Annotated in this window: 23 protein-coding genes; 3 read left to right on the forward strand and 20 right to left on the reverse strand. The window is 23.3% G+C overall.

The window, feature by feature from the left end:
* Positions 1-138: 138 nt before the first annotated feature.
* On the reverse strand, positions 139-651 hold the full coding sequence (locus ACQH25_RS05515; RefSeq protein WP_425381021.1) for a hypothetical protein: 513 nt from the start codon (positions 649-651) through the stop codon (positions 139-141).
* Positions 652-879: 228 nt separating this feature from the next.
* Between ACQH25_RS05515 and ACQH25_RS05520 the strand changes: the two genes are divergently transcribed.
* Positions 880-1,683: a phosphotransferase gene (locus tag ACQH25_RS05520; RefSeq protein WP_425381022.1), complete on the forward strand. Its 804-nt coding sequence runs from the start codon at positions 880-882 to the stop codon at positions 1,681-1,683.
* Between the two features lie 134 nt (positions 1,684-1,817).
* Here the strand turns inward: ACQH25_RS05520 and ribF are convergent, their stop codons facing one another.
* Genes ribF through topA form a run of 3 tightly spaced genes read right to left on the reverse strand, consistent with a single transcriptional unit; the run spans position 1,818 to position 5,570 of the window.
* Positions 1,818-2,684: a riboflavin biosynthesis protein RibF gene (gene ribF, locus ACQH25_RS05525; RefSeq protein WP_425381023.1), complete on the reverse strand. Its 867-nt coding sequence runs from the start codon at positions 2,682-2,684 to the stop codon at positions 1,818-1,820.
* Positions 2,677-3,600, reverse strand: coding sequence for a tRNA pseudouridine(55) synthase TruB (gene truB / locus ACQH25_RS05530; protein ID WP_425381024.1), 924 nt, complete (start codon positions 3,598-3,600; stop codon positions 2,677-2,679). The genes ribF and truB overlap by 8 nt, the downstream gene beginning before the upstream one ends.
* Positions 3,601-3,608: 8 nt before the next feature.
* Complete coding sequence (gene topA / locus ACQH25_RS05535; protein ID WP_425381025.1) at positions 3,609-5,570, reverse strand: type I DNA topoisomerase; 1,962 nt, start codon at positions 5,568-5,570, stop codon at positions 3,609-3,611.
* A 246-nt stretch (positions 5,571-5,816) separates the two neighbouring features.
* On the opposite strand from topA, the gene ACQH25_RS05540 reads away from it, so the two are divergent.
* Positions 5,817-6,356, forward strand: coding sequence for a hypothetical protein (locus tag ACQH25_RS05540; protein WP_425381026.1), 540 nt, complete (start codon positions 5,817-5,819; stop codon positions 6,354-6,356).
* A 123-nt stretch (positions 6,357-6,479) separates the two neighbouring features.
* On the opposite strand, the gene ACQH25_RS05545 is transcribed toward ACQH25_RS05540, so the two are convergent.
* The 12 genes from ACQH25_RS05545 to ACQH25_RS05600 form a co-directional block, all read right to left on the reverse strand.
* Entirely contained in the window at positions 6,480-7,538 is a 1,059-nt protein-coding gene (locus ACQH25_RS05545) for an MSC_0882 family membrane protein (protein WP_425381027.1), read from the reverse strand.
* A 19-nt stretch (positions 7,539-7,557) separates the two neighbouring features.
* Entirely contained in the window at positions 7,558-7,863 is a 306-nt protein-coding gene (locus ACQH25_RS05550; protein ID WP_425381028.1) for a hypothetical protein, read from the reverse strand.
* Between the two features lie 136 nt (positions 7,864-7,999).
* A complete protein-coding gene (locus ACQH25_RS05555) occupies positions 8,000-9,187 on the reverse strand; it encodes a prolipoprotein diacylglyceryl transferase family protein (RefSeq protein WP_425381029.1) in 1,188 nt (395 codons plus the stop codon).
* 222 nt (positions 9,188-9,409) lie between these two features.
* On the reverse strand, positions 9,410-9,922 hold the full coding sequence (locus tag ACQH25_RS05560) for a hypothetical protein (protein ID WP_425381030.1): 513 nt from the start codon (positions 9,920-9,922) through the stop codon (positions 9,410-9,412).
* Between the two features lie 78 nt (positions 9,923-10,000).
* On the reverse strand, positions 10,001-10,354 hold the full coding sequence (locus ACQH25_RS05565) for a hypothetical protein (RefSeq protein ID WP_425381031.1): 354 nt from the start codon (positions 10,352-10,354) through the stop codon (positions 10,001-10,003).
* A 579-nt stretch (positions 10,355-10,933) separates the two neighbouring features.
* Positions 10,934-11,080 carry a hypothetical protein gene (locus tag ACQH25_RS05570; protein WP_425381032.1) on the reverse strand — a complete coding sequence of 49 codons (147 nt, stop codon included), beginning with the start codon at positions 11,078-11,080 and terminating at the stop codon, positions 10,934-10,936.
* A 624-nt stretch (positions 11,081-11,704) separates the two neighbouring features.
* Entirely contained in the window at positions 11,705-13,513 is a 1,809-nt protein-coding gene (gene lepA / locus ACQH25_RS05575) for a translation elongation factor 4 (protein ID WP_425381854.1), read from the reverse strand.
* Positions 13,514-13,624: 111 nt separating this feature from the next.
* On the reverse strand, positions 13,625-14,200 hold the full coding sequence (locus tag ACQH25_RS05580) for a hypothetical protein (protein WP_425381033.1): 576 nt from the start codon (positions 14,198-14,200) through the stop codon (positions 13,625-13,627).
* A gap of 28 nt (positions 14,201-14,228) precedes the next feature.
* Positions 14,229-15,176, reverse strand: coding sequence for a methionyl-tRNA formyltransferase (fmt, locus tag ACQH25_RS05585; protein WP_425381034.1), 948 nt, complete (start codon positions 15,174-15,176; stop codon positions 14,229-14,231).
* Complete coding sequence (locus tag ACQH25_RS05590; RefSeq protein WP_425381035.1) at positions 15,163-16,917, reverse strand: DUF2779 domain-containing protein; 1,755 nt, start codon at positions 16,915-16,917, stop codon at positions 15,163-15,165. The genes fmt and ACQH25_RS05590 overlap by 14 nt, the downstream gene beginning before the upstream one ends.
* A 36-nt stretch (positions 16,918-16,953) precedes the next feature.
* Positions 16,954-17,562 carry a hypothetical protein gene (locus tag ACQH25_RS05595; RefSeq protein ID WP_425381036.1) on the reverse strand — a complete coding sequence of 203 codons (609 nt, stop codon included), beginning with the start codon at positions 17,560-17,562 and terminating at the stop codon, positions 16,954-16,956.
* A 24-nt stretch (positions 17,563-17,586) separates the two neighbouring features.
* Positions 17,587-17,868: a hypothetical protein gene (locus tag ACQH25_RS05600; RefSeq protein WP_425381037.1), complete on the reverse strand. Its 282-nt coding sequence runs from the start codon at positions 17,866-17,868 to the stop codon at positions 17,587-17,589.
* 199 nt (positions 17,869-18,067) lie between these two features.
* On the opposite strand from ACQH25_RS05600, the gene rpsT reads away from it, so the two are divergent.
* Positions 18,068-18,328: a 30S ribosomal protein S20 gene (gene rpsT / locus ACQH25_RS05605; protein ID WP_425381038.1), complete on the forward strand. Its 261-nt coding sequence runs from the start codon at positions 18,068-18,070 to the stop codon at positions 18,326-18,328.
* A 92-nt stretch (positions 18,329-18,420) separates the two neighbouring features.
* On the opposite strand, the gene ilvA is transcribed toward rpsT, so the two are convergent.
* From ilvA to ACQH25_RS05625, 4 genes are all read right to left on the reverse strand, one after another.
* Entirely contained in the window at positions 18,421-19,671 is a 1,251-nt protein-coding gene (gene ilvA / locus ACQH25_RS05610; RefSeq protein ID WP_425381039.1) for a threonine ammonia-lyase, read from the reverse strand.
* Positions 19,672-20,066: 395 nt separating this feature from the next.
* On the reverse strand, positions 20,067-21,512 hold the full coding sequence (locus ACQH25_RS05615; protein ID WP_425381040.1) for a hypothetical protein: 1,446 nt from the start codon (positions 21,510-21,512) through the stop codon (positions 20,067-20,069).
* A gap of 43 nt (positions 21,513-21,555) precedes the next feature.
* Complete coding sequence (gene holA / locus ACQH25_RS05620) at positions 21,556-22,467, reverse strand: DNA polymerase III subunit delta (protein ID WP_425381041.1); 912 nt, start codon at positions 22,465-22,467, stop codon at positions 21,556-21,558.
* A gap of 32 nt (positions 22,468-22,499) precedes the next feature.
* On the reverse strand, positions 22,500-24,371 hold the full coding sequence (locus tag ACQH25_RS05625; RefSeq protein ID WP_425381042.1) for a ComEC/Rec2 family competence protein: 1,872 nt from the start codon (positions 24,369-24,371) through the stop codon (positions 22,500-22,502).
* Positions 24,372-24,590 lie beyond the last annotated feature (219 nt).

Raw genomic sequence — 24,590 nt, forward strand, 5'->3', positions numbered from 1 at the left:
TTATCACTTACTTTCGATATTTTTTACTTAATAAATTGTATAATTTTATATTTATAATAGACAATACAAGCAAAATAGCAATGTCATTTTAAAATATAAATAAATTAAACTATGATAAATATTATCATAGTTTAATTTTTACAAAGTTAAAGTATTATTGCTTGCATTAAAACTAACACAAATATTATTTTCTTTATTATTAATCTCATCTGTTAATAAAAATTTTGTTTCATGAGCATTTGTTATTGATGATAAGTTATCATATTTTTCTCTTAATTGTTGTAACTCTTTTTCGACTTTATTAAAATGTTTCATTAATATTTTTTGTTCATCATTTTGATCATTAGGTAATAATGACTTTTTGATATTATCTCAGATATAATTGATAGCACCAACTTGAATAAAATTCATTCAAAATATACCAGCAATCGAAATACTAATGACGCTAGGAGTTAAAGAATATTTTCAAATTTCTTCTTTTCATCAAGTCAAATCAAAAAAAGATATTTCTTTACCACTATTAATTTTTGTTGCTAAAACATTCCACATATTATTTAATTGTAAAGTTGTCACCCCAATTAAACTTCAGATTATTAATTTCTTAATTTCTATATTTTTGATTTCATATAATTTTTCTAATAAAAACTTCATTTTTTTCTCCTTATTGAAATTAAAAAACTCATTTACTTTTAAAAAAGTAATGAGTTAAAATACTTTAAAATATTTAATTTTATATATTTTATTTTAGCAGAAAAAATAATTATTCAATTATTTTTTTTAAAAATGAAACTAATTGCTAATTAGTAACTTAAATAATATTTTATTTAATAAACTGTATAATTTTATTAGACATATTACAAATATTATCGAGGTGTTACTTTGAAATTTAAAACAATAAAACCACCATATCAATTAGAAATATTAACAACAAAAGGTTTAACTAATGATTTATTTCTAATAAACAAAAAATTTTTTTTAAAGCAATCTAAAGATATTTCACAACCTTTTTTAGATTTTAATAATCAAATTAATGTGATTAAATTAATTCAACAAAAAAAAATTACATTACCAATTAATGAAGTTAATATTAGTAATAATAAAATATTAACATTAATGCCCTATTATCATAATTTAACTACTTTAAGTGAGCAATTAATTGAAAAAGAAATATTGATAGAAATTTCATTATTAGTAAAACAATTGCATAAAATTACATTTAATAATAAATTAGGAATTAAAATATGAAAAGGTTTAGCACAACTTAATTTATATTGTCATTTAACTACTAGTAATCCTTGCTTAGAAAAAATAACTAATGATATCACTAAATGAATTACTAATTATCAACCAACAACAATTGTTTTATCCCATAATGATTTAACTTTAAATAATTTTGTTAAAAAAAATAATTATTGATATTTAATTGATTGAGATTTTGCTTGTTGGAATGATCAATTATTTGATATTGCCTCTTTTGCTTCTGAAAGTTTAACTAACGAAAATGATATTAATTTTTGATTTAGTTGTTTTAACTTAAACGATCAACAAATTATCATTACCAAAAAATGAATCAATTATCAAAATTTAATTTGATATTATTGAGCTTGTTATTTATATCAACAAACTAATTTAAATATTTATAAAGAAATTAGCAAACATAAGTTGAATAATTTACTAAAATAAGTTATTCAACTTAACTTTTATCAAACATATATGATCATTATTTATATTTTTCTGATTTCATTATTTTATAATTAATAATCAAATTATTATCGTATTAATAATTTAAATAATTACCTAGCAATAATTTGATAAAATTAATTAATATTTGTAAAATAATTAATAGTATCTGCTAAATCTTTATGTAATTGCTTTTTTAAATCATCTAAATTAGAAAATTTTAAATTATCACGAAGAAAAGTTAAAAATCTAACTCTAATAACTTTTCCATATAAATCTTGATTAAAATTTAATAAATAACTTTCTACTAATGGTTTATTATGACGTAACATAATAACCGTCATACTTTGATATCATTTATTATCTACTTCAGTAAGGGTAATATAAGTGGCAAGTCCTGGTAATGCATAATTAGTACTTAATGATAAATTAGCAGTTGGAAAATTAATAGTTCTACCTTCTTTAATACCAGCTACTACTTTGCCACAAATCGTATATGGTTCTTGCTGCAAATAAAAATTAGCTTTACTAATTTCTTTATTTTGTAAAAGTTGTTTGATATAAGTTGAAGAAATTTTGTTATTATTAACAATAATATCATCACAAAGATAAACTTGTAATGGTGATTGTTGCAATGTCTTAATATTTCCTTGCCCTTGATAACCAAATCTAATATTGGGACTAACGACTACTGCTTTAATATTATTTGCTAATAGTCATGAAATAAATTGTGTTGCTGATAGTATTGCTATTCTTTTACTAAATTTAATTTCTCAATAATAATCAAAATTATATTTAGTAATCGTTTTAATTTTATCTTCATCACTTAATAAAACTTTATTATCATTATCATTAATTACGCTTTGTGGTTTCATATCAAAACTAATAATACATGTTTGATAATTATCTATTTTTGCATTAATTAATAATTGTTTAAATAATGCTTGATGTCCTTGATGAATGCCATCAAAAAAACCTCAACAAGCAATAATTGGTTTAGACATCAATTTTTGATTTTGAATGCTTAGATTTTTCAATTTTAATACTTTCATTACATTTAAATCCTCTTTGACTTACATATAAATTATTTTTTACATTACGATAAATAGCTAATGGCAAATGTTCAGCATTAACAACTAACACATATGGCTCATTAGTACTATCAATCGTTATTGGTTTACCATCAATAATATTTTTAATATTATCAACAACAATAGCTGGCATAATATTTTTAATGCCCTCATAAATACTAATATAATTTTTGCTAACTGTTTCTTCATTTATGACATCTAAATTTAATGCATTACTTAAATCAAAGCCTGATTGATGAGTTCTTCTTAAATAAGTTAAAGTTGCTGATGTATGTAAAATTCTAGCAATATCAGTAACTAAGGCACGAACATAAGTTCCTTTTGAACATACCACTTCAAAAGTAACTAAATCATTATTAAAACTAATTAATTTTAAAGATTTAATATAAACATTACGTTTTGGTAACTCAATAGGAATATTGTCACGAGCATACTCATAAAGTTTTTTACCTTTAACTTTAACTGCTGAATATGCAGGAATTATTTGTTCATATTGACGATTATTATAAAATTCCAGTGCCTTAATAATTTCTGCCTCTTTTAAATCAAGATGTGGCTTTGATTCTATGATTTTACCAGTAATATCACCGGTATCAGTTTTTAAAAATAATTGCATTTTGGCAATGTAAACTTTATCACTCTTTAAAATAAAATCACTAATTTTCGTTGCTTCATTAACAAGAACAACCATTAGTCCGGTTGCTAAAGGATCTAAAGTACCAGTATGACCTATTTTATTTAAATTTAAACGTTGTTTAATAATTGTTAAACAATCTTGTGATGTCATAAATGAAGGTTTATCTACTAATAATATATAATCTTCTAACATGTTCCCACCTACTTTATTTCTGTTTTGGAAGTTGTTGCTTGATACTTTTCAACATGTTTACAATTTGGATAGTTAGTACATCCTAAAAATTTTCGATTTTGTTTTGAAGATTTAACAACCATTCAACCAGCAACACATACCAGACATGGTTTAATTTTTTCTAATTGTTTTTGAATATAACGACATTTTGGAAATGTTGAACAACCATTAAATTTACCATACCTTCCTGTTCTTTGCACAAGTGGTGCCCCACATAGTGGACAATCTTGATCTAATAAAACTGGTTTAATTTTAAACTCAGTCATCTTATCAAAAGCATCATCAATTCTTGGTTCAAACTTAACTCAAAAGTCTTTTACCACTTGATGCATATCAAAATTACCATGGGCAATTTGATCTAATTGCGTTTCAACTTGTGAAGTATATGTCTCATTAATAATATCATAAAAAAACTCTTGAAGTTTATCATTAGTTAAAAGACCTTTCTCAGTAGCCGTAAAAGATTTATTTTCAATAATAACATAGCCACGTTCTTTAATGGTATTCATAATTGGATTATAAGTTGATGGTCGACCAATTCCCAACTCTTCTAATGTTTTAATTAATTTGGCTTCTGTATATCTTGGTTTTGGTTTAGTAAAGTGTTGTTGCAAATTTACTGACTCAACCTTAATGATTTGATTTTTTTCAAATTTTGGTAAAACTAAAATCTCTTCATTTTCAAGACTGGTTGCATCAAGTATTAAAAACCCTTTAAACTTAATTTGTTGGGCTGTTAAACGAAATTGATAATCATTATTTTTAAATAAGACAGTAGTACTAATTAATTGCGCTGGTGCCATTAATGAACTAAGAGCACGAAAATAAATTAAATTATAAAGTTTTAATTGATCTTTATTCAAAAAATTAACAGCACGTTTATTATCCATCGTTAAGTCTGTTGGTCTAATTGCTTCATGGGCATCTTGTACATTTTTCTTAGTAACTTGTTCTTTTTTCTGACCAAGATATTGTTCACCATATTCGTTAATAATTAATGCTTTAGCATTTTCAATAAACTTATTATTTAAACGAATTGAATCAGTACGAGGGTAACTAATAAATCCAGTAAGTGTTCCATTAACATCAATCCCCTCATATAATTGTTGAGCAATTAATGTTGTTTTAGCAGTACTAAAGTTTAATTGCGTTGATGCAGCTTGCAACAAACTACTAGTCGTAAATGGATTTAATGAATTACGTTTCCGATTTTGTTCAGTTACCGAAATTACTTGATAATTATCACTTAATGCGTTTTTAATAGTAAGTGCTTCTTTTTCACTATTAATAGCTAATACTTGATCTTGATATTTTTCACAATTTAAAATTATTTTTTTTTGATAAATACTACTAATTGTTCAAAATTCAGTACTAATAAAATTAGTAATTTCTCGTTCTCTTTCTGCTATTAATTTTAATGCTACTGATTGTACTCTGCCAGCACTACGTGAACCAATTTTCTTTTGTAATAAATTACTTAAACGAAATCCAATAATACGATCAACCATTCTTCTAGCTTCTTGACTACGAACCAATGGTAAATCAATATTATGTGGTGATTTAAAAGCATCTAAAATTGCATCTTTGGTAATCTCATTGAAAGTTACTCGTGATGAAATATTAGTTGTTACTAATACTTGATCTAAATGATAAGCAATTGCTTCTCCTTCCCGATCATAGTCAGTTGCTAGATAAACATGAGTCATATTTTTTAACTTAGTTTTTAATTCTTTGACCTTTGGCATTTTTTTACGATCAATTTTGTAAATTGGTTCAAAAGTTTCTAAGTCAATTCCTAAACCATATTGACCTTTAATTGCCAAATTACGAATATGTCCGTCTGAAGACAATACTAAATAATCATCACCTAAATATGATTGTACTGCTTTACTTTTAACTGGCGATTCCATAATTACTAATTTTGATGCCATCTTATATCTTCCTCTATATATAATTTATTAGTTTTATTTAAATACTATTCTGTAATATATATAACTTTAACGCGAAAGTCAATTTTTTTTTGATATATGCTTTTTTATAAAAATTTTTGATAATCTATTTATATTAATATTTAAATTATGCTATATTTAACTAATAAAGATTTAATATAAGTTTTTATATCCTATTTATTTTTATAAATAAATAGGTTTTTATTTTGAATTGAAAGGAAAATAAAAATGAGATTTTTAGATACAGATATCCAAATTAATTCTGAAACAATTTTTAGTTTATTAAAACCAGTAATTCCTAGTCCTTTGACAACAGGATTATTATGTCTTGCTGGGGGAATAAGTTATTACTCATGAAATTATTATAAAAATAAAAAACAAGAACTAAATGCAAACTTTGTGCCAAAAAATAATAAAGAAAGCAAAATAAAACAAATAAAAAGTGAAACTAGTATTAATGATATAAAAAATATCATAACTAATAATAAAAGTAATATTAACAAAAAAGAGAAACTGTGTGAAGATAAAATTAATCTTGCGAAAACAGAAGAAGAAACTGTGTGAGATGAAAATAATCTTGTTGTAGCAAAAGAAAGACAAGAAGAAATTATTAAAATTAATGTTAGTGTAATTGAACAAGAAATTGAAGGATTTACTGAAATGGATCTTGATGAAGCAGAAGAAGAAATTATGTTAGATGATATTAATAATGATGATGATAATTGAGAAATGCTTAGTATATCATCTAATTCAAGTAATTGTCTTTAAAAATTTATGTCATGATAATAAAAGTTAGCTATAGCTAACTTTTATTATCATGATGTGTTATTAATAACATATCAGTTTCTAAAGATAACAAATTTATCATGTTTAAAATACTGATAAATAATCCTATTTTTTCTTTCTTCTTTTTAAAACAAATATTGGAATGGCAATTGCAAAAAATATTAACGAAAGAAAACCAAGAGTAATAAACATACATATGCGATTTACCTTTTTTTTATATTCATTTAACTCTTGTGGATTGATAATTTCATAACCATAATAACTAATAATATTACGTTTACGAAAGCGAAAAATAACAATGTTAATCATATGAATAGTAAAAATAACTCCTAAAATAATTGTTAGTGTTATGGCATCTTTAATCAAATCAGGAACATTAACAGTTCAACTTTGAATAATAAAAGTTAATTTTTGACCACTAATCAAAAACATAATACCAATGACAATACTAAGCATAATATAACAACTAATACTTAATCAATTAATAATTATTAAATTAATATGAATTTTACGGTAATTTCTAACGATAAAATTTGGTGGTAATAATGTTCCTTTTAATGTTCGTTCAATATATAATTCTACTTCTCGACTTAATGTCACAAATTCAATAATATTAATCAAAATAACAGTAATGGCAACAATTGCTAATGGAATTGTAATAACAGGATGTGGAATAATTCTAATATTAACCATACCAAAATATAAACCAATAAAAGTTGTAGCAACAATTAATGTCATGATACTAATAAATAATAATAATAATTGTTTTAATTTTTCAGATTTAATTTCTCTACTAATTGGTTTTGGGATTTTAAAACTATTTTTATAACTAACAATTTCCATTGTATTATATGTTTGTGGTTGCTCATAGTAAATATCTTTTGCTTTAGTAAATGTTTCATTAATTGGTGTTCTTTTTTTTTCTTGTAATGGAATAATGTAAGAACTAGTAACTTCGATATTTTTATCATCATGATTTTTTTCATGATAATCAATTTCATTAAACGTAGAATTACTAAAATTTTCTTTATTTTTGTTAAGTGGTGGTACAACATTGCTAAAATATGTTTTATTATTAGTTGATGTTTCATAACTATTTTTATTTGCTAAATCATTTTTTTGCGAAAAAAACTTATCAAATAACTTAAATTTTATTTTAGACATATCGAACACCTACATTTAATTACTTAAAATATTTTTTTGTCTTTTTAGAAACATGTTTACTTGAATAAAATCTTCTTTGTAATTTAGCAATTTCATGCTCAATTTCTAAAATTTTATCTTCAAGTTGATAATCTTTTTCTTCTAAACTTAAATAACCCTTAATTGCTCCCCTTTTACGTAAATACATGATTAATAAAATTGATAATAATATTAAAAAAACTAAAACTGCTAAGCCACCCATTGAGTATAAAAAAGTAGTAATTGGAATCTCAAAGCCTAAAAACTTAATGGTATCATTACTACTATTACTTACTATTGTTAGCACTTCTTTCACCTCATAATGTCAAACAAATACATTATCTATAAATATTATAACAAAAACCCCAAATCTAATTAATATTATCTATTTATTGATTTATTTTTTGTTATAATATTTATTTTAATAGTAAAAAAGAATATTATTAATATTCTTTTTCATATGTTCACCCTTCGTTACGTAAATATTTTGCTGCAACAAATTGTGCAAATAATGATAAAAATAAACCGAAGAATGCAATTAATAATAAAATTGTATAATCAAGAATTGGACGATTAATTAAAAATAAATCTTCTGGAGGACGTTGTAATTCTAAAATAAAACGAATCAAATTTCATCCAAAAAAATAAAGTCCCATTTGCACACCAGCATGCATTATTTGATAGTGATGAGGATTATTTATTTCATAAAGTTTTTTACTTTTATTTATATAGTTATTAATTTTCTTACCAGTAGGTTCTATTGCTGTTAATGCTTTATTGACAACATTTTTTGGGACACGATGATAATAATAGGCTTCATTTCACATTTTAGTTCAAGTTAAATGATGTGGATCGCGATTTGTTTTGTTTCAATATCTTGGATTAAAAGTTGTTTTACCTCAATATTTAAAATTTTCTTTAAAGTCAAATTGAAATTTATTAGTTTCTACTTTTCAAGGCTTTTTACCAAATCACTTACCAAGATTTGGCACGACAAGAGTAATAACCAATCATAACCCTAAATTAGCAATTGATTCATAAAGAAAAATTGGGGCGCGATAAATAATTTCACCAGTAATACTATCTATTTCGGGATGACCATTTGCTCCACCAATTAATTTAAAACAATTATCACGAATAAAAGCAGGTAATCATGATAATGAATCATAACTAATAACATTACCAAGCAATTCATGATTAAAGAAATTACCTCAGCGTCCTAATACTTGCCCTAATAAAATATTAGGAATAATTAAATCACCATATATTCATAATGATATTTTATACTTACGTCCAACAAAGTAAAAAATAATGGCACCAGCAATAATGCCAAATAGGACACCACCATGAATAGACATCCCTGGTTTTCAAAATGCAAACTTTTCAAAAAAACCAATTGCATTTTCTGGATCATCTTTACCAAGAAAACTAGCACCAAATAATGATGCTGGAATAATAAATATTATTGATCATGCTAAAGAATCAGTAGGAACACGATAGCGACGAAATTTTACTCATGAAGTAATAATTGACACAAAAATACCCGACATAATAGCAAATGCATAAACATGAAATCATCCACCATAAGTAGCAGTAATACCGTGAGGCCCAACATAATCTAAATTTAACACATTAATTTCCTCACTTACATATTATTATCTTTTAATATAGAATACCATAACATTCTAAGAAGCACAATATAAATATTTAAAACTAAATTAAAGTAATTGATACTAAAAAAAGATGACAGCAATATCACTAGTCACTTAGCAAAATATATGTAATTATAATAAATATTGCTAATAAAAATATTAGCAATATTTATTAATGTTTTTTATATTTCACCTAATAAATTAAATATTTGCTTGTAAATTTGATTTGTATAAAAATGTATTATTATTTTTAAATAATAATTTTATTTCTTTAAAAAAATCAAATGTTTCTTTTTGTTGATGTTCAATTGAAAATAATTCTAAAACTTCATCATCATATTTTTCATAAAATTGATATATATTAGTAAATAGTTGTTCTTGCGTTGTTTCTTCTTTTATTACTCGATATATAAAATTAAGTTTTGAGCACATCTTTTTATATTTGCTATCTTTTTCTAAAGCATGATTAAACTTTTCTTTTTGTTTAGTATTCATTTTTGATATTCTAGCATTATTTTTAACATTTGTTATATCAATTTGTTCATCAACTAAATAAACTATTTGATCTAAAAAATTTAATACTAATTCATCAGCATCTTTTGATTTATATTTTTTTAAGGTTTCTAAATAGGTATCCGCTAAATTAATCGCTAATAAATTTAAAAAATTATTTAAAACTTTTGTTTTTAATTTTTTATTTATAGTTAAATCCATTATCCAAACTCCTTAAAATCACTTTCAACCAAGTGATCATATCAATTTTAACCCCCTATTTTTGTAAATACAATACTACTACTTTGTTTTTTTCCCCTTAATTCTTTTTCTTTTAAGTTCTAGCTCTATTTTTGGGTTATTACCATATTTTAAATAATAAGTTTGTCTATTTATTACTAATTTATTTTCTAATATTAAATTTAACCTTTTAGTTTTTTCTTCAGCTAATTCTTTTTGCAATAATCTATCTTTTTCATTTTCAAGTGATTGATGCTTCAATTTAGAATCTTGTAAATCCTTTTCATGCTGTCTTTGTTTTTCTTTATCAATAATATCAGCTTCAATCTTAGCTCTATTTTCCATATATCTTTTAATATTTTTAAAAATAGAAATAGGATTCAAACAATCAATTATTTTTAATAAAAATTTCACATAACCCCCTGCTCCCCCTTTAATATAATTATTAATATACTTATTATAAATTAAAATTTTTATTTTTAATATATTGATTGCATTTTTTGTTGATTTTACTATATATTTTAAAAATTTTAAAAAATGAAATTATTAAAATATCATAATAAATAATAATACTTATTACTTTTTTTAATAACTTAATAAGTATTTATTTATTTTATCTTTGATTTTTATCATATTCTTTTGATTTGAATTTTTGATATGACTCATATAAACCTCAAACAGCAAATCCAATTACCATTGAAGATAAATAAGAACCTAACATAATACTATTTTTAAGTTTTCACGGTTCTTGAACAATAAAGGAAAATAGTGTAATTACTAAAATTGTAATTATTACCAAAATAGTTATAAAATAAAGAATTATCTCTCATCATGGTATTTTTATTCCTTTCTTTTTCAGAGATAATATAATATAGCAAAGAATGTTCCTAAATAATTAATTAAACAATTGTTCCTGCTTTAATCATATCTTGAAAAATATGTTCTAATCCAATAACTTCTGGAATAACAATAAACAAAATCATTAAAATAATATTAAACTATTAATAAAATAGCATTTTGATACTCACCAAAACGATTCTTTTTAATAAAAATTAATGGTAAATAACCATCTTCTGCTAATGGTGGAATAATTCTTGAATATCAAATTGTATATGAGAGTTGACTACTAACACAATTCAAAAACAAACTAATAATAAAAATAATTAAGCCACTGGTACTTACTAATTGAAAAAAACAAAGTTACAAGATAAAAAGTAATAAATAATTATCATGGTTTTTCTAAATTTAGTAATTTTAACAGTATCACGTGAAAATGCTACTAAATTATTAAAACCATTAAATGAAAAAACGAATAATAAAATATACTCAGTAATCATTGTTATTGTCACTTTATTATTTGATTTAAGATTGTCAATAAAACTTTTATCTTTTATAAAAAAAAACTAAAAATAATGTTTCAAATAATATAATTATATATTTTGCTATACCAAAAATAAATAAAATAATTTTGGAATATTTTAAACTAAAAATTGATATTAATATTAATAAAATAAAAAATAATACTGATGCTGCTTTATAATAAATTTGATGCTCTGATGTTCCATCAATCATTATTATTTAAAAGATTATTCAAATTATTTTTTACATTCAATGAAGAATTAATTGTTTTAAATCTAAGTATTCCTTTCTTATAACTTAAATAAAAAATCTAATTTATAAAAATATAATCTCAATACTTTAAAAAAAAATTTTCATTAATATTAGCAATAAAATTAATTTTAATCTTGACATTACATTTTTTTATTAATTATCATCATCTATTTTTAACACAGCTCGAAATGCTTCTGGTGGTAATTCAATATTACCAATTGATTTCATTTTTTTCTTACCTTCTTTTTGCTTTTCTAATAATTTTCTTTTTCTAGTAATGTCACCACCATAACATTTGGCAATAACATCTTTTCGCACTGCTTGCACCGTTTGGCGAGCAATAATTTTATTATTAATAGCAGCTTGAATCGCAACTTCAAAATTTTGTTTAGGAATTAATTTTTTTAACTTTTCACATAAAACACGACCACGATCATAAGCAAAATTCTTATGAACAATAACAGATAACGCATCAACAATATTGCTTGCTAATAAAATATCCATTTTCACTAACTTACTTTCTTGATAAGCAATCAATTCATAATCTAAAGAAGCATAACCTTTTGATATTGATTTTAATTTATCAAAAAAATCAATGACAATTTCATTTAATGGCATATTATAAATAAGTGTTCTTCGTAAATTATCAGCATATTTTAAATCAATATAAATCCCACGTTTATCTTGACATAATTGCATTAGCGCCCCAACATATTGTTCTGGTGTCATAATTGTTACTTGCACAAATGGTTCTGCAACACTCTTAATAGTTTGAACAGTTGGTCACTTTGCAGGATTATCAATAATTAATTTTTCACCATTAGTTAATTTAACTTCATAAATTACCGAAGTCGCTGTTGAAATTAAAACTAAATTATACTCACGTTCTAAGCGTTCTTGAATAACATCCATATGTAATAATCCTAAAAAACCACAACGAAAACCAAAACCTAATGCTTGTGAAGTTTCAGCAGTAAAAGTTAATGAGGCATCAGATAATTGAATTTTATATAACGCATCTTTTAACTCCTGATACTTATTAGTATCAATTGGATATAAGCCACAATAAACCATTGGTTTTAAAGTTTTATATCCTGGCAATGGTTTAGCAGCTGGATTATTAACACTAGTAACGGTATCACCAACATGAATATCACTAATTATTTTAATGGCACCACTAATTCATCCAACTTCACCAGCAGTTAACATTTCGCGCTTTTCTTCTTTTGGTGTTCTTATCCCTAATTCAGTAATTTCATACTCAGCACCTGTTGATATCATTCGTACTTTATCACCAACTTTAATAATACCAGTTTTAACTCTAATAAAAGCCATCACACCACGATACTTATCATATAAAGAATCAAAAATTAAAGCTGTTAACGGTGCCTTATCATCAGCATCAAATGGATATGGAATGTATTTAATAACTGCTTCTAAAACATCACGAATATTAATCCCCGTTTTTGCCGAAATTAAAGGAGCATCAGCAGCTGGTAATCCTAATACTTGTTCAATTTCTACTTTTACTTTATCTGGATCAGCACTTGGTAAATCAATTTTATTAATAACAGGAATAATTGCCAAATCATTATCTAATGCTAAATAAACATTTGCTAAAGTTTGTGCTTCAATCCCTTGTGCAGCATCAACTACTAAAATAGCACCTTCACATGCTGCTAAACTACGTGATACTTCATAAGTGAAATCAACATGACCTGGAGTATCAATTAAATGTAATAAATAAGTATGACCATCTAATGCTTGATATTTAAGTTGCACACTATTTAGTTTAATAGTAATACCACGTTCACGCTCTAAATCCAATGAATCTAACAATTGATTTTTCATTTCTCGTTTTGAAACAGCATTAGTTAATTCTAAAATTCGATCAGCTAAAGTTGATTTACCATGATCAATATGGGCAATAATTGAAAAATTTCTAATGTACTTTTTATCGATACTCATAATATTATTTATTCACCTATCTTTTGTTTATAAACTATTTACTATATTTTAGTATATCAAAGTTTAAATAAAATTAAATCAAAAGTACAAACAATTGTTAACATCTTACTTAATTACTTTTTCTTTTTTAAAATAATCAAATTGTCGATCATCTCAAAAATGATAATTTGATTTAATTTGGATTTTACAAAGAGTATAATAAATTGGAATCGAAATAATATAAGCAACAACAGCTTGGATACTATCAATAATTAATTCATTAATAGTAATCGCATAATCTTGATAAATTACTAAATAAGATAAAGGATAAATAAGTAATAAAATAGCAGCAAAAAAGAAAGTATAAAGACTACTTCATCAATCTTTATTAATTAATAATTTAATAACAAAAAACATTAAAATTCTAATAATAATCGTAATTGGTACAACTACAATTTTAACACCACTAATCATATCAAATATGGCACCAGCAATAGTTCCAGCAAATAACATAATTGGACCTTCAAAAAAAGCAACAAAAGGAATAAAAACAGCATCAAATAACTGCAAAGTGGAATTGCCACCAAATAAACTAGTAATTGTTCAACCAAAAATAAATGATGAAAAATAACCAATTGCTATTAATAAACCTGTCATCATACCAGAAAATGCTAAATATTTAATTGAACGAAAACGATACATTTTTTGCTCCTATTACCACTACTTATTATTACTCAAAAATTAAGCCAACTTTGATTGGATTACTTTTAGAACCATAATAACAAGCGGCAATGATTTCTTTTTTACCTGCTGGTTGAATAACTTTAATAATGATATTATTAGTTTTTGTAGCAACAATAATTCCTAATTTGTTAATTGCAACAATTGTTCCAGGTAAAGGATCTGATATTTGTTCACTTATTGCTACTTGATGAATCTTATAAATATTATTATTTAAAGTAGTATAAGCAATTGGTTTATTATATAAACCACGAACATGACATGAAATTAATTGTGCTGAAAGATTTCAATTAATTTTTTCATCACTTCTTTTAATATTTAAACCAAAAGTTACTTTATTTTCATCTTGTTCTTGTTCTTTAATTTCATTATTAATGATTTTTAATAAATTTTTTATTAACATATCTTGTGCTAAAATTATTAATTTATTAACTAATGAAGTATATGTATCATCATTACTAATCGCAACTTTACCTTGAAGATAAATTGCTCCAGCATCCATTTTACTTATCATTTTCATTAAGGTAATACCAGTAGTTACTAAACCATTAATAATTGCTCATTGAATAGGAGCACCACCACGTAATTGTGGTAATAATGAAGCATGAATATTTAAGCATTTATTTTTTGGTAAATTTAAGATTGCTTTTGGCAAAAATTGACCATAAGCACAAGTTAAAATAACATCAATATTTAATAATTGTAAATCATTTAAACTATCAATAATTTTTTCTGGCTGAAAAATAGTAATATTATGTGCTTTTGCTAATTGTTTAATTGGCAAAACAACAATATCTTGTTTGCGACCAATCTTCCGATCTGGTTGACAAACAACAGCAACTACTTTAATTTCATTTTTCATTGTTGTTAATAATGTTTTTAAAATATTTTCGGAGAAAAAAGAAGAACCCATAAATAAAATTTTAATTTTTTTCATTACTTTCTCCTTCAATTTTTGCTTTGTAAATTTCAATAATATTTTTGATATGTCAAAATAATACTACCATACCTAAAGTATCTTGAGCACAGTATTTTAACATATTTTCACGAAAATTATAATTTCAATTACTTAAAGTAATATTATTTTCAACTCTTCTTCGAAAAACTTCAGATGCCATATCGCCTTTTTTGATAACCAATTCTTCATAAGAAAAATTAGGTTCAAAAGCTGGTAATGTTTTTTTAATTGAAAGTGAACCATAAAATTGTTCTTTATAAATTTTAAAATCTTTAAAAAAATCTTGTAAATCAACAGTACCATCATGAATTATTGCTAATTGTTTTTTACATTTAGGATAATAATAAGCTAATTTTTTAAGCACTGATTTTTCAAATGACTGATTATAAGCAACATAAGTACCTTGGCCATGAATATTAATTAAATCATGGGATAAGTTTTTAGTTAAACTCTCTCTTGGATCTTCATTACCATCTGCTAAAAATTCATAATGCTCAATTGATTTTTTTGTTCTAAAATCAAAATCAGGTGTTAGTAAAACATGAACGGAATATTGAAAAGGAATTTGTTGATATGGCTTACTATTTTTAAATTTGGGAATTGCTGATTTCATTGTTTCAAAATCATACATATAAATTGGGTACTGATATTTGTTATACTCAATTTTTAAATCAATAAATTTATTACTATCAATTAATTTATTACCATTTTTAATAACATCATATTGTCTTAAATGTAAATTAGAATTTGTTAAAAATGGTAACAGTCTTTCATCATTGATTTCTAGCAGCTCTTCTTGATAATATCATAATGCTTTTTTAGTCTTTCGTAAACGATATAATTCAAAAATAGTATTATGAATAGCAAAATATTTAAAAATATGAGGACAAAACTTATTACTATTATTATGGCAATAAGGTGAAGTCAATAACTTAATAATTTTATTAATATCAGTCATTTTAATAATCTTGTCAACACTTTCATATTGTCCTTTTAAATTACCATTTAAAATTTCATCTTGTATTGAATCAAAAATACTAAAACTTTTTTTAGTATTAACACTTTTTTGTCACGTTACACCATTAGTGATAAACAATTCATTTAATTCTAATTTTTCTTTTCTAACATAATTATTATTTAAATACATAATATAAGTATTTACAATTTTAATTCCACACTTAGTTAAAATATCATACTGATAAAGTAAATCCCACATATGTTCTTCTTTAACCCAAGTTACTGCTTTTACTTCAATTAAATCTCAACCTTCGTTATTTCGTTTTAAAATATCACATTTAGTAACACAATCTTGATATTCAAATCTTGGTTCAAATAAAACATCATATTGTTTGCTTTCAATAATTTTGATAACATTAGTGCTAGGTTCAGATTCAAAATTAAAACAAGAATATTTTGCTTTAAAATATTCTTGAGCATAATGCCCAGTTTCAATACCATCAACCAGCGTTTCACCAGCGTAAAAATCAGAATCATCTTCATCATTATAATTGTTTTCAAATGTATCATTATCTAAATCAGAAATTGTAAATAAATCTGATTTAAATTTACTACTTGTTTTAGTATGTGTTAGTTCTACAAAACTTATTATCTTTTTTTCTTCAATTAAATTCTTAGCTAAAGCATAGTTTTTGGCATTTAAAAATCATGAAAGTTTTTGACAAATACGAAAATGTTTATAATCATCTTTATAAATTTTCATTATCCATCCCCTATTTGTCTATTTAAAAATAAAACTTTACTTATCTTTTCATCCAGAAAATTTATCATGAATTGCAACTTTAGGTTTTTCAAGATTTTTAGCACGTTTTTTATTTTCTTTATTTTGTAAACGTTCTTCTTCAATGGCAAGTTTAACAGCTTCGTTTTCTTTTTTCACTGCTGCTTTTTCTTCTGCTGTTTTTCTTTTTATTTTAATCTTGGCACTACGTTTTTTTGATAATTCAATTCTTTTAAGTGTCTCTTCTAAGTCTAATTCACAATTTACTTTTCAAATTGTTTCAAATTGTTTCTTTGATAATTGCTTGGTAAATCCTTCTACTTCAAATGCTTTAGTTGCAAATAAATCATTCTTCTTAGAATCATACAATTTTACAATTACATCAAAAACATCACGATAACGATATTCTTTACTATTACGTGAAACTACTTGTTCAAATTCAACAGTTTTATGCTGTAATTTTAGTTCATCACGCATAAAAATTTTAATGACATTTTTTACTTCTTTCTGTCGTTGTTTTTTTTCTTCTTTTTTCTTCTTTTTTGCTGAAATTGTTGTAAAAATAAAAATTATTAAAACTACTCCTATCAGCGCTAACATTCATCATTGACTAGTTAGATTTCCCATTTTATTTTCCTCTTTTGTTTTGATTTATAAATTTTTTTCAATTACTGTTAACAGTTTAGTTGCACTCATTGGTGAAATTGTTAAAATTAAATTAACATCTTTTCTAATTACAAAATAAAAATGTGTTTTATTAACTCTAATATATTTAAAACTTTTGGTTTCTTCAATATCATAAGACTCACTAATTAGTTTTAAACAGTGTTCATGTAATTGAACATCATTTAGGTTTTGTAATTTTAATCTTGTCCTGATTCTATCAATACCATGATAAGTAAATTGATAAGAACTGTGAAAATAGTAACTCATTTCTTTACCACACCTTCATTTATTATTAAAGTTTTCTTAACATAAAAGTATAAAAAACTAAAATATACTATTAAAAAACACTAACATATTAATTATACTAAAAAAATAAAAAATATTATACAACGTTTATGATTTTTGTTATAATTATTTTTGTTGTAATTAATCTATAAAACATATTCAAATTAAAAAAGGAGACAAAATGGCTAACATTGCATCACAAATCAAAAGAATTAAAACAAATCAAAAAAGAAATGAGATTAATAAGAGTTATAAATCTAAAATTAAAACTGCTTTAAAAAAAGCAGAAATTTCAATAAAAAGTAAAACTGAAAATGCGCCAACTCTTGTTAATGAAGTATGTAGTTTAATTGATAAAGCTGTCATTAAAGGTATTTACCATGCTAATAAAGCTGGTCGTCAAAAATCTAAAATTATGATTAAATTAGCAAAAGCAAAATAATAATAATTATCTTTAAAAAGAGACATTTATTAAAAATGTCTCTTTTTAATTAGCAAATAATATTATTCATATAAAAATAGTAAATTTTAAAATTATTTAGATACTAATGTAAAATTAGAACTTGATGCACGAATTTCAGCAAAGATTTTATTTTGTTGATCGACATCTGATGTATCCATAACGATAAAAATACTAAAATTACTAATATCTAATTTATTACGATCAAACGTACTATGAATTTTATAAATAGAAGCACCATTTTTAGTAATAATGTTAATAATTTCACTAATAGTATTATTATTAATAATACCATTTACTGAAAAAGGAACACGACGATGTGAACTAATTAGTGCACTATTAATAATTGTTCCTAATGTAGTAATATCAACATTACCATCAGAAATAACACAAACAATATTTTTATTTTTACCAATAATTTCATCTAGTTTACCTGAAAGAATAGCAGCTACAGTTACCGCACCACTACCCTCAGTTACAACTTTACATTTTTCTAATAAAAATAACATCGCTTGTGCAATTTCTTCTTCACTAACAGTTACAACTTTATCAACATTTTGTTTTAAAATATTAAATGTTAATTTTCCTGTTTTTTTAACAGCAATTCCATCAGCAATTGAACTTTTTCCCTCAATTTTAAATGGCTTTCCTTTTTGTAAGGCTTGATTATAAGAATCAACATTTTGTGATTCAATACCAATAAATTTAATATTTGGCTTTTTACTTTTTAAATAAGTTGCAATACCACTTAGTAATCCTCCTCCACCAATTGGCACTAAACAATAATCAATTTCTTTATCTAAAAATTTCATTTGTTCGTATATTTCTAAACCAATCGTGCCTTGACCAGCAATAACAAAATTATCATCATATGGATGAACTAATGTTAAACCTTCTTCTTTTTCAAGTCTTAATGCTTCAGTCATGGCGTCATCAAACATATTACCATAAAGCTTAACGGTACATTTAGCACCACCAAATTCTTTAGTAGCAGCAATTTTAGCGAGTGGTGCAGTAACAGGCATAACTATTTTTGACACTAAATTTAAACTTTTTGCCGCTAAAGCAACACCTTGAGCATGATTACCAGCACTAGCAGCAATTAATCCTTTTATTTGCTGCTCTCTTGACAAATTAAGAATCTTATTTAAAGCTCCCCTAATTTTAAAACTACCTGTTTTTTGTAAATTTTCTAATTTTAAAAATATATTATTATTGGAAAATGAAGAAAGTTTATCTGCTCTAATTAAACTTGTTTTACCAATCTTATCTTTAATTTTTAGATATGCTTCTTCAATCATTTCTTCACTTACTAAATTTTCCATAATATCCTCCTAAGGACTTATCTAATTTCTCAAATATAATTTTTTATATTAAAAAATAATTTTTAATTATAATTCAAAATTAGAATAAATTTTGTAATTAATTAGATTTGATCTATTAAATGATAATTTCATAAACTTATTTCAAATCTATACTATATATATACATCAAAAACAGAAAAAGAAAAAATAATTTGGAAAAATATTTTCAATTAATAATATTTAATTTGTTTTCTAATTAAGGTATAGTAAAATTTAAAATTAAATAAAAAGTATTATTCTTTTTCATAACAGCAATACAAAAAATAATATCTACTAAATATAATCAAAAAAATGTTGAAATAAAAAAACTAGAAAACAAAATTAAAAGGACTTAATATTAAGTCCTTTTAATTTTGTTATTTAAATAAATCACTATTACGTCAAAATTTATGATCTTTTGTATCTTTTTTATTATTATCTAAACTATCATCAAATAATGTCGGATCAATTTCATAAGGTTTACCATTTAAAGCGCTATTAATAGCATTTTGATATTCAGCATTGGCTCTCATAATTTTATTACGATCAATTCTTGGATTAAGAATAGCAATAACTAAAATAATGGCAATTGGTAAAATTGTAGAAGCTATTGTCACATATGTTAACACTTGAAAAGCTTTAAATGTCGATAATCCTTTTAATCAGGCTAAGACGCCTGAATCAACTTGATCATCTTTTCCTAAAAATGAATCAAATGTTCTTAATAATGAATCATCTCTCATAATAAAAATTAAATTTACAACCGTATAAACAATTCAAAGAATTAAAATAACAATTAAAAAATATGATGTTCGATATACATCACGACCTAGTTTAGGTGGTTTTAAAATTGAATATAAAAACCCACCATTTAAAACGATTGTCATAATAATTGTCAAAATCATTGATTGCAATTGTTGTCCAAAATTATAATAAACTGGTGGATCACCAGCTTTAATTGCATGGGTACCTGCCACAAAATAAGTTAATATATAAGTAACTACTGTTAACACTGTTGTTAATAGGAAAAAACCTGATAATATTTTCTTTAAAAGTGGAATATATTTTGGCTTATTTATATATGGATAAAACTTAGGATTTGTAGCGGGATGCTGTGGTAAAACTCCTAATTTAGTTAAATTCGCTAAACTAGCATTATCAAGATTGTTAATATTTAAATTATTATCTGGATTATTAACAGCTCCAACATTAGTATTGACATCACCATTATTATTAAGAACTTGATTATTTGGAATAACACTTGGTTTAATTTCATTACTATCATTGCTAAAATTATTTAATGCAATAATTTGATCATTTAACTCATTAAAAGTATTATCATCAAATTGTCTGATTCGTTCAAGACTTTCTTTTTCTACTGTCTTACAAATATTAGTAATTGTTACTATTAATAAATTACGTTCTTCAAGAATTTCAATACGATTTTTAGGTGAACTTTTAGTTATACTTAAACTACGATCTACCAAATTAGAGATTAACTGTAAAAATTCTAATGCATATGTTTTATCTTTTAATTCCTTTAACTCTTTTTCAAGAAAAAATAAATTAGAAATTTGTAATTCTAAAATTTTTAAAAGTTGTTCATCACTAAAAATTGCTTTTCTAACAATTAAGTTATTCAAACTATTATATATAGTGCTTGATACTTCATAGTACAATGCAACATTTAAATCTTCTTCTGAGTACAATTTTTCAGTTTGTTTTTTTGTAACTTTTTTTACTTTTGGTTTAGTCAATGTAACATCATCATTTGATTCTACTATTTTCTTTTCTGTATCATCAATATTTTTATTACTTTTCATTATATGTATCACCTCTTGAATTTGAAACATTTATAATTATATACTATATATTCAAAAAAAATAAATCAATTGCAATATTTTTATTAAACTTTCCTTTTTTGATATTATAATCTAATTCATATAATTTTAACAAAATATTATTAATATTTAAACTAGTTTTTAAATATTGTTGTAATATTTTTACCTGAAATTGGGAAATATTTAATGCTTTGGCAATATATTCATTATTTTTATTTTGTTTAACTAAAATTTTCATACCTCTAATTAATTCTAATTGATATACAAGAATATTAATTAATTTAATTTTATCATAATTAATCGCATTATAATAGTCATATTGTATTCAAAAATTTTTATAATCCTTTTTTAAAAGATATGCAATCGTTTTAAAAATATTTTCTGCAAAATATCTTGGAATAACATCATTAATAATTTTTAAAGTTATCTTTTCTTTGATTGATTTCAGTTTTGATAATTCATTTAAAAAAATATTAACATCACTTGGTAAATATTCTAACAGAAAATCAATTGCTTCTGGCGTAATATTGATTTTAAAATTATTACAAAATTTATTAACTAATACTGATAATTGTCCTCTTGTATAATTTTTAACTTTTATAATATTAAATTGTTTAAATTCTTTATTTACTTTAAAATCAAGATTTAAACTTTTAATAATTATCATTATCTTGTGATTATGATTAAGCAAAGCATCAACAAACTTTTTTTCTTTAATATATTTTTGCCATAAATTACTACTATCATTAATAATGATAACCTTATTTTCTTCAAATAAACTTATAATTTGTATTTCATTAATAATATTAGCAATCGTATCTTCTTCTAGTTCATATTCATTATAATCATATTTTTTTGCTTTATGATTTTTTTTAATTAAACATTTAATATTTTTTTTTACTAAATATTGATCTTGACCATGAATAATATAAACCATATTTTTTTTCCTCATAACATACGATAATTATTTTATGTTAATGTTATAATATCATAATGTTTCAAATATATTCTTATAATTACAGTTTTATTTTTTCCTGAATAATAAACTTGTGCATTAATTTTTTTTAAATTATTGAGTGTTTCAATATTGGGAAACTGTTTTCGCTTTTGATAATACCCAGAAATCAATGCTACTTCTGGACTAAGAGTTTTTAAAAAACCGATAGTTGATGAAGTTTTTGAACCATGATGGGGAACTTGTAAAATATTTATTTTTTCTAATAAATGAGCATCAAGTAATAAATTTTCAGTTTGTGCTTCAATATCACCAGTAAATAAAATTTTATAATTATAAATTTGTAATAACAAAACTAAACTTTTATTATTTTCAGAAGCATACTGTAAATTAAAACCATAAACTAAATTATGAATTGGATTAAAACCATCAATAATATATTGTGATATTTGATTAGTATTTTCAAAAACTTTATCTATTTTAAAATGTTTTTTTAAAAATGGAAGATTACTAACATGATCTAAATCATGATGTGTTAAGAATACTGCTTTTAAATTATAAATTCCTTTTGCCGAAAGATAATTATAAATAGTTGGATTATTTGGTTTTAAATCTTCAGTACCCGCATCAATTAAAATCGCAGCATTATTATAGGGGCTAGTGACTAAAATACTCATGGCATTGCCAACATTAATCATTGTCAATTCATAATAAGGTTTAATAATATTAGCCGTTCACAATGTTGAAAGTAAAATAAAATTTAGCATAATAACTGTTAGTGTTTTCCAATTAAAATATTTCCAACAATTGTAAATAAAGATTAAAATTAAAAAATAAAGTTGTAAAACCCAAATTTCGATTTGAAAAGTTGAAATTCAAACATTACTGATATTTATTATCTTTATTAAACTAATTAAAAATTTTAGCATTAGCACAACAACAATATGAATAATTGAATTTAAAAATAAAATAATATCATAAAAAATAATAATTGGTGTAAAAAATAACAAATAAGGAATGGTTAATAAACTAAAACCATGATTTATTTGTCATTGCATAGGAAGAGTAAATAAAAATAAAACGATGTTAATTAATAATAATCTAATCCAGGAATTAGAATTTTTAAATTTATTAATAATAAACAAAATTAAAAAAGTAATACCAAAAGAAAGTTGAAATCCTAAAAGATAAAACTGTAACGGTCGTCAACAAAGGTAACAATATGCACTAAAACTAAGAATAGAAATTGGATGAATCGTTTTTTTACTAAACTTTAAGATCGAACTAAAAAAGATAAACATTAATGCTCTCATTACAGAAATAGATCAATTAAGTAAATATAAGTAAAAAAATAAAATAAAAAAACAAATTAAAAGTTTAATTAATTCATATTTAATAAAAAATAAGCTTTTTTTAAAAAGCATAAAAAAGAAATTAATATGTAAACCACTAATTACAAGAATTGGGGTAATACCAAAATTATTAAAAGTAGTAAAAATATCTTTATTTTCTTGTGTTTGTTGAGCAAATAATAATAATTTAGTTCAATTTTTAATTATTATTGGAAAAGTATTTACATAATTAAAAAAAATATTTCTAAGTGTCTTTCCAGCAATAATTTTTACCTTACCTGATTTAACTACTATTTGCTTATTAACATTATTGGCATTTAAAAATAATTTAAAATCAAATTCATAAAAATTATTAATTGATTGTAAATCTTCAGTTTTACCTTTTAAAATAAGAATATCATCTAATTGAGCATTGATAGTAAATTGGATATTATTAATATAATAATGTGATAATAAATAATATTTTTCTCATCCTGCTTGTACTATTAAATAATTTGGATGTGTTTCTACTACTTTTAAATTAATATTTTCCATATTTACATGTTTATGTTTTATCAAACCAATATTAACTAATGAACTGCAAGTAAATATTAATAATAAAAATAAATATTTATAAAATGATTGTTTTTTGCAAAAAATAAAATAGAAAATGATAATTATTAATAATAATAAAATTAAACCACCAAATATGGTAAAACTTGACAAAAAGAAAACTAAAAAAATTAAAAATAAAACTAACAAAACATGATAAAT

Source organism: Spiroplasma endosymbiont of Polydrusus pterygomalis (genome assembly GCF_964030825.1).
Taxonomy (GTDB): Bacteria; Bacillota_I; Bacilli_A; order Mycoplasmatales; family VBWQ01; genus Spiroplasma_E.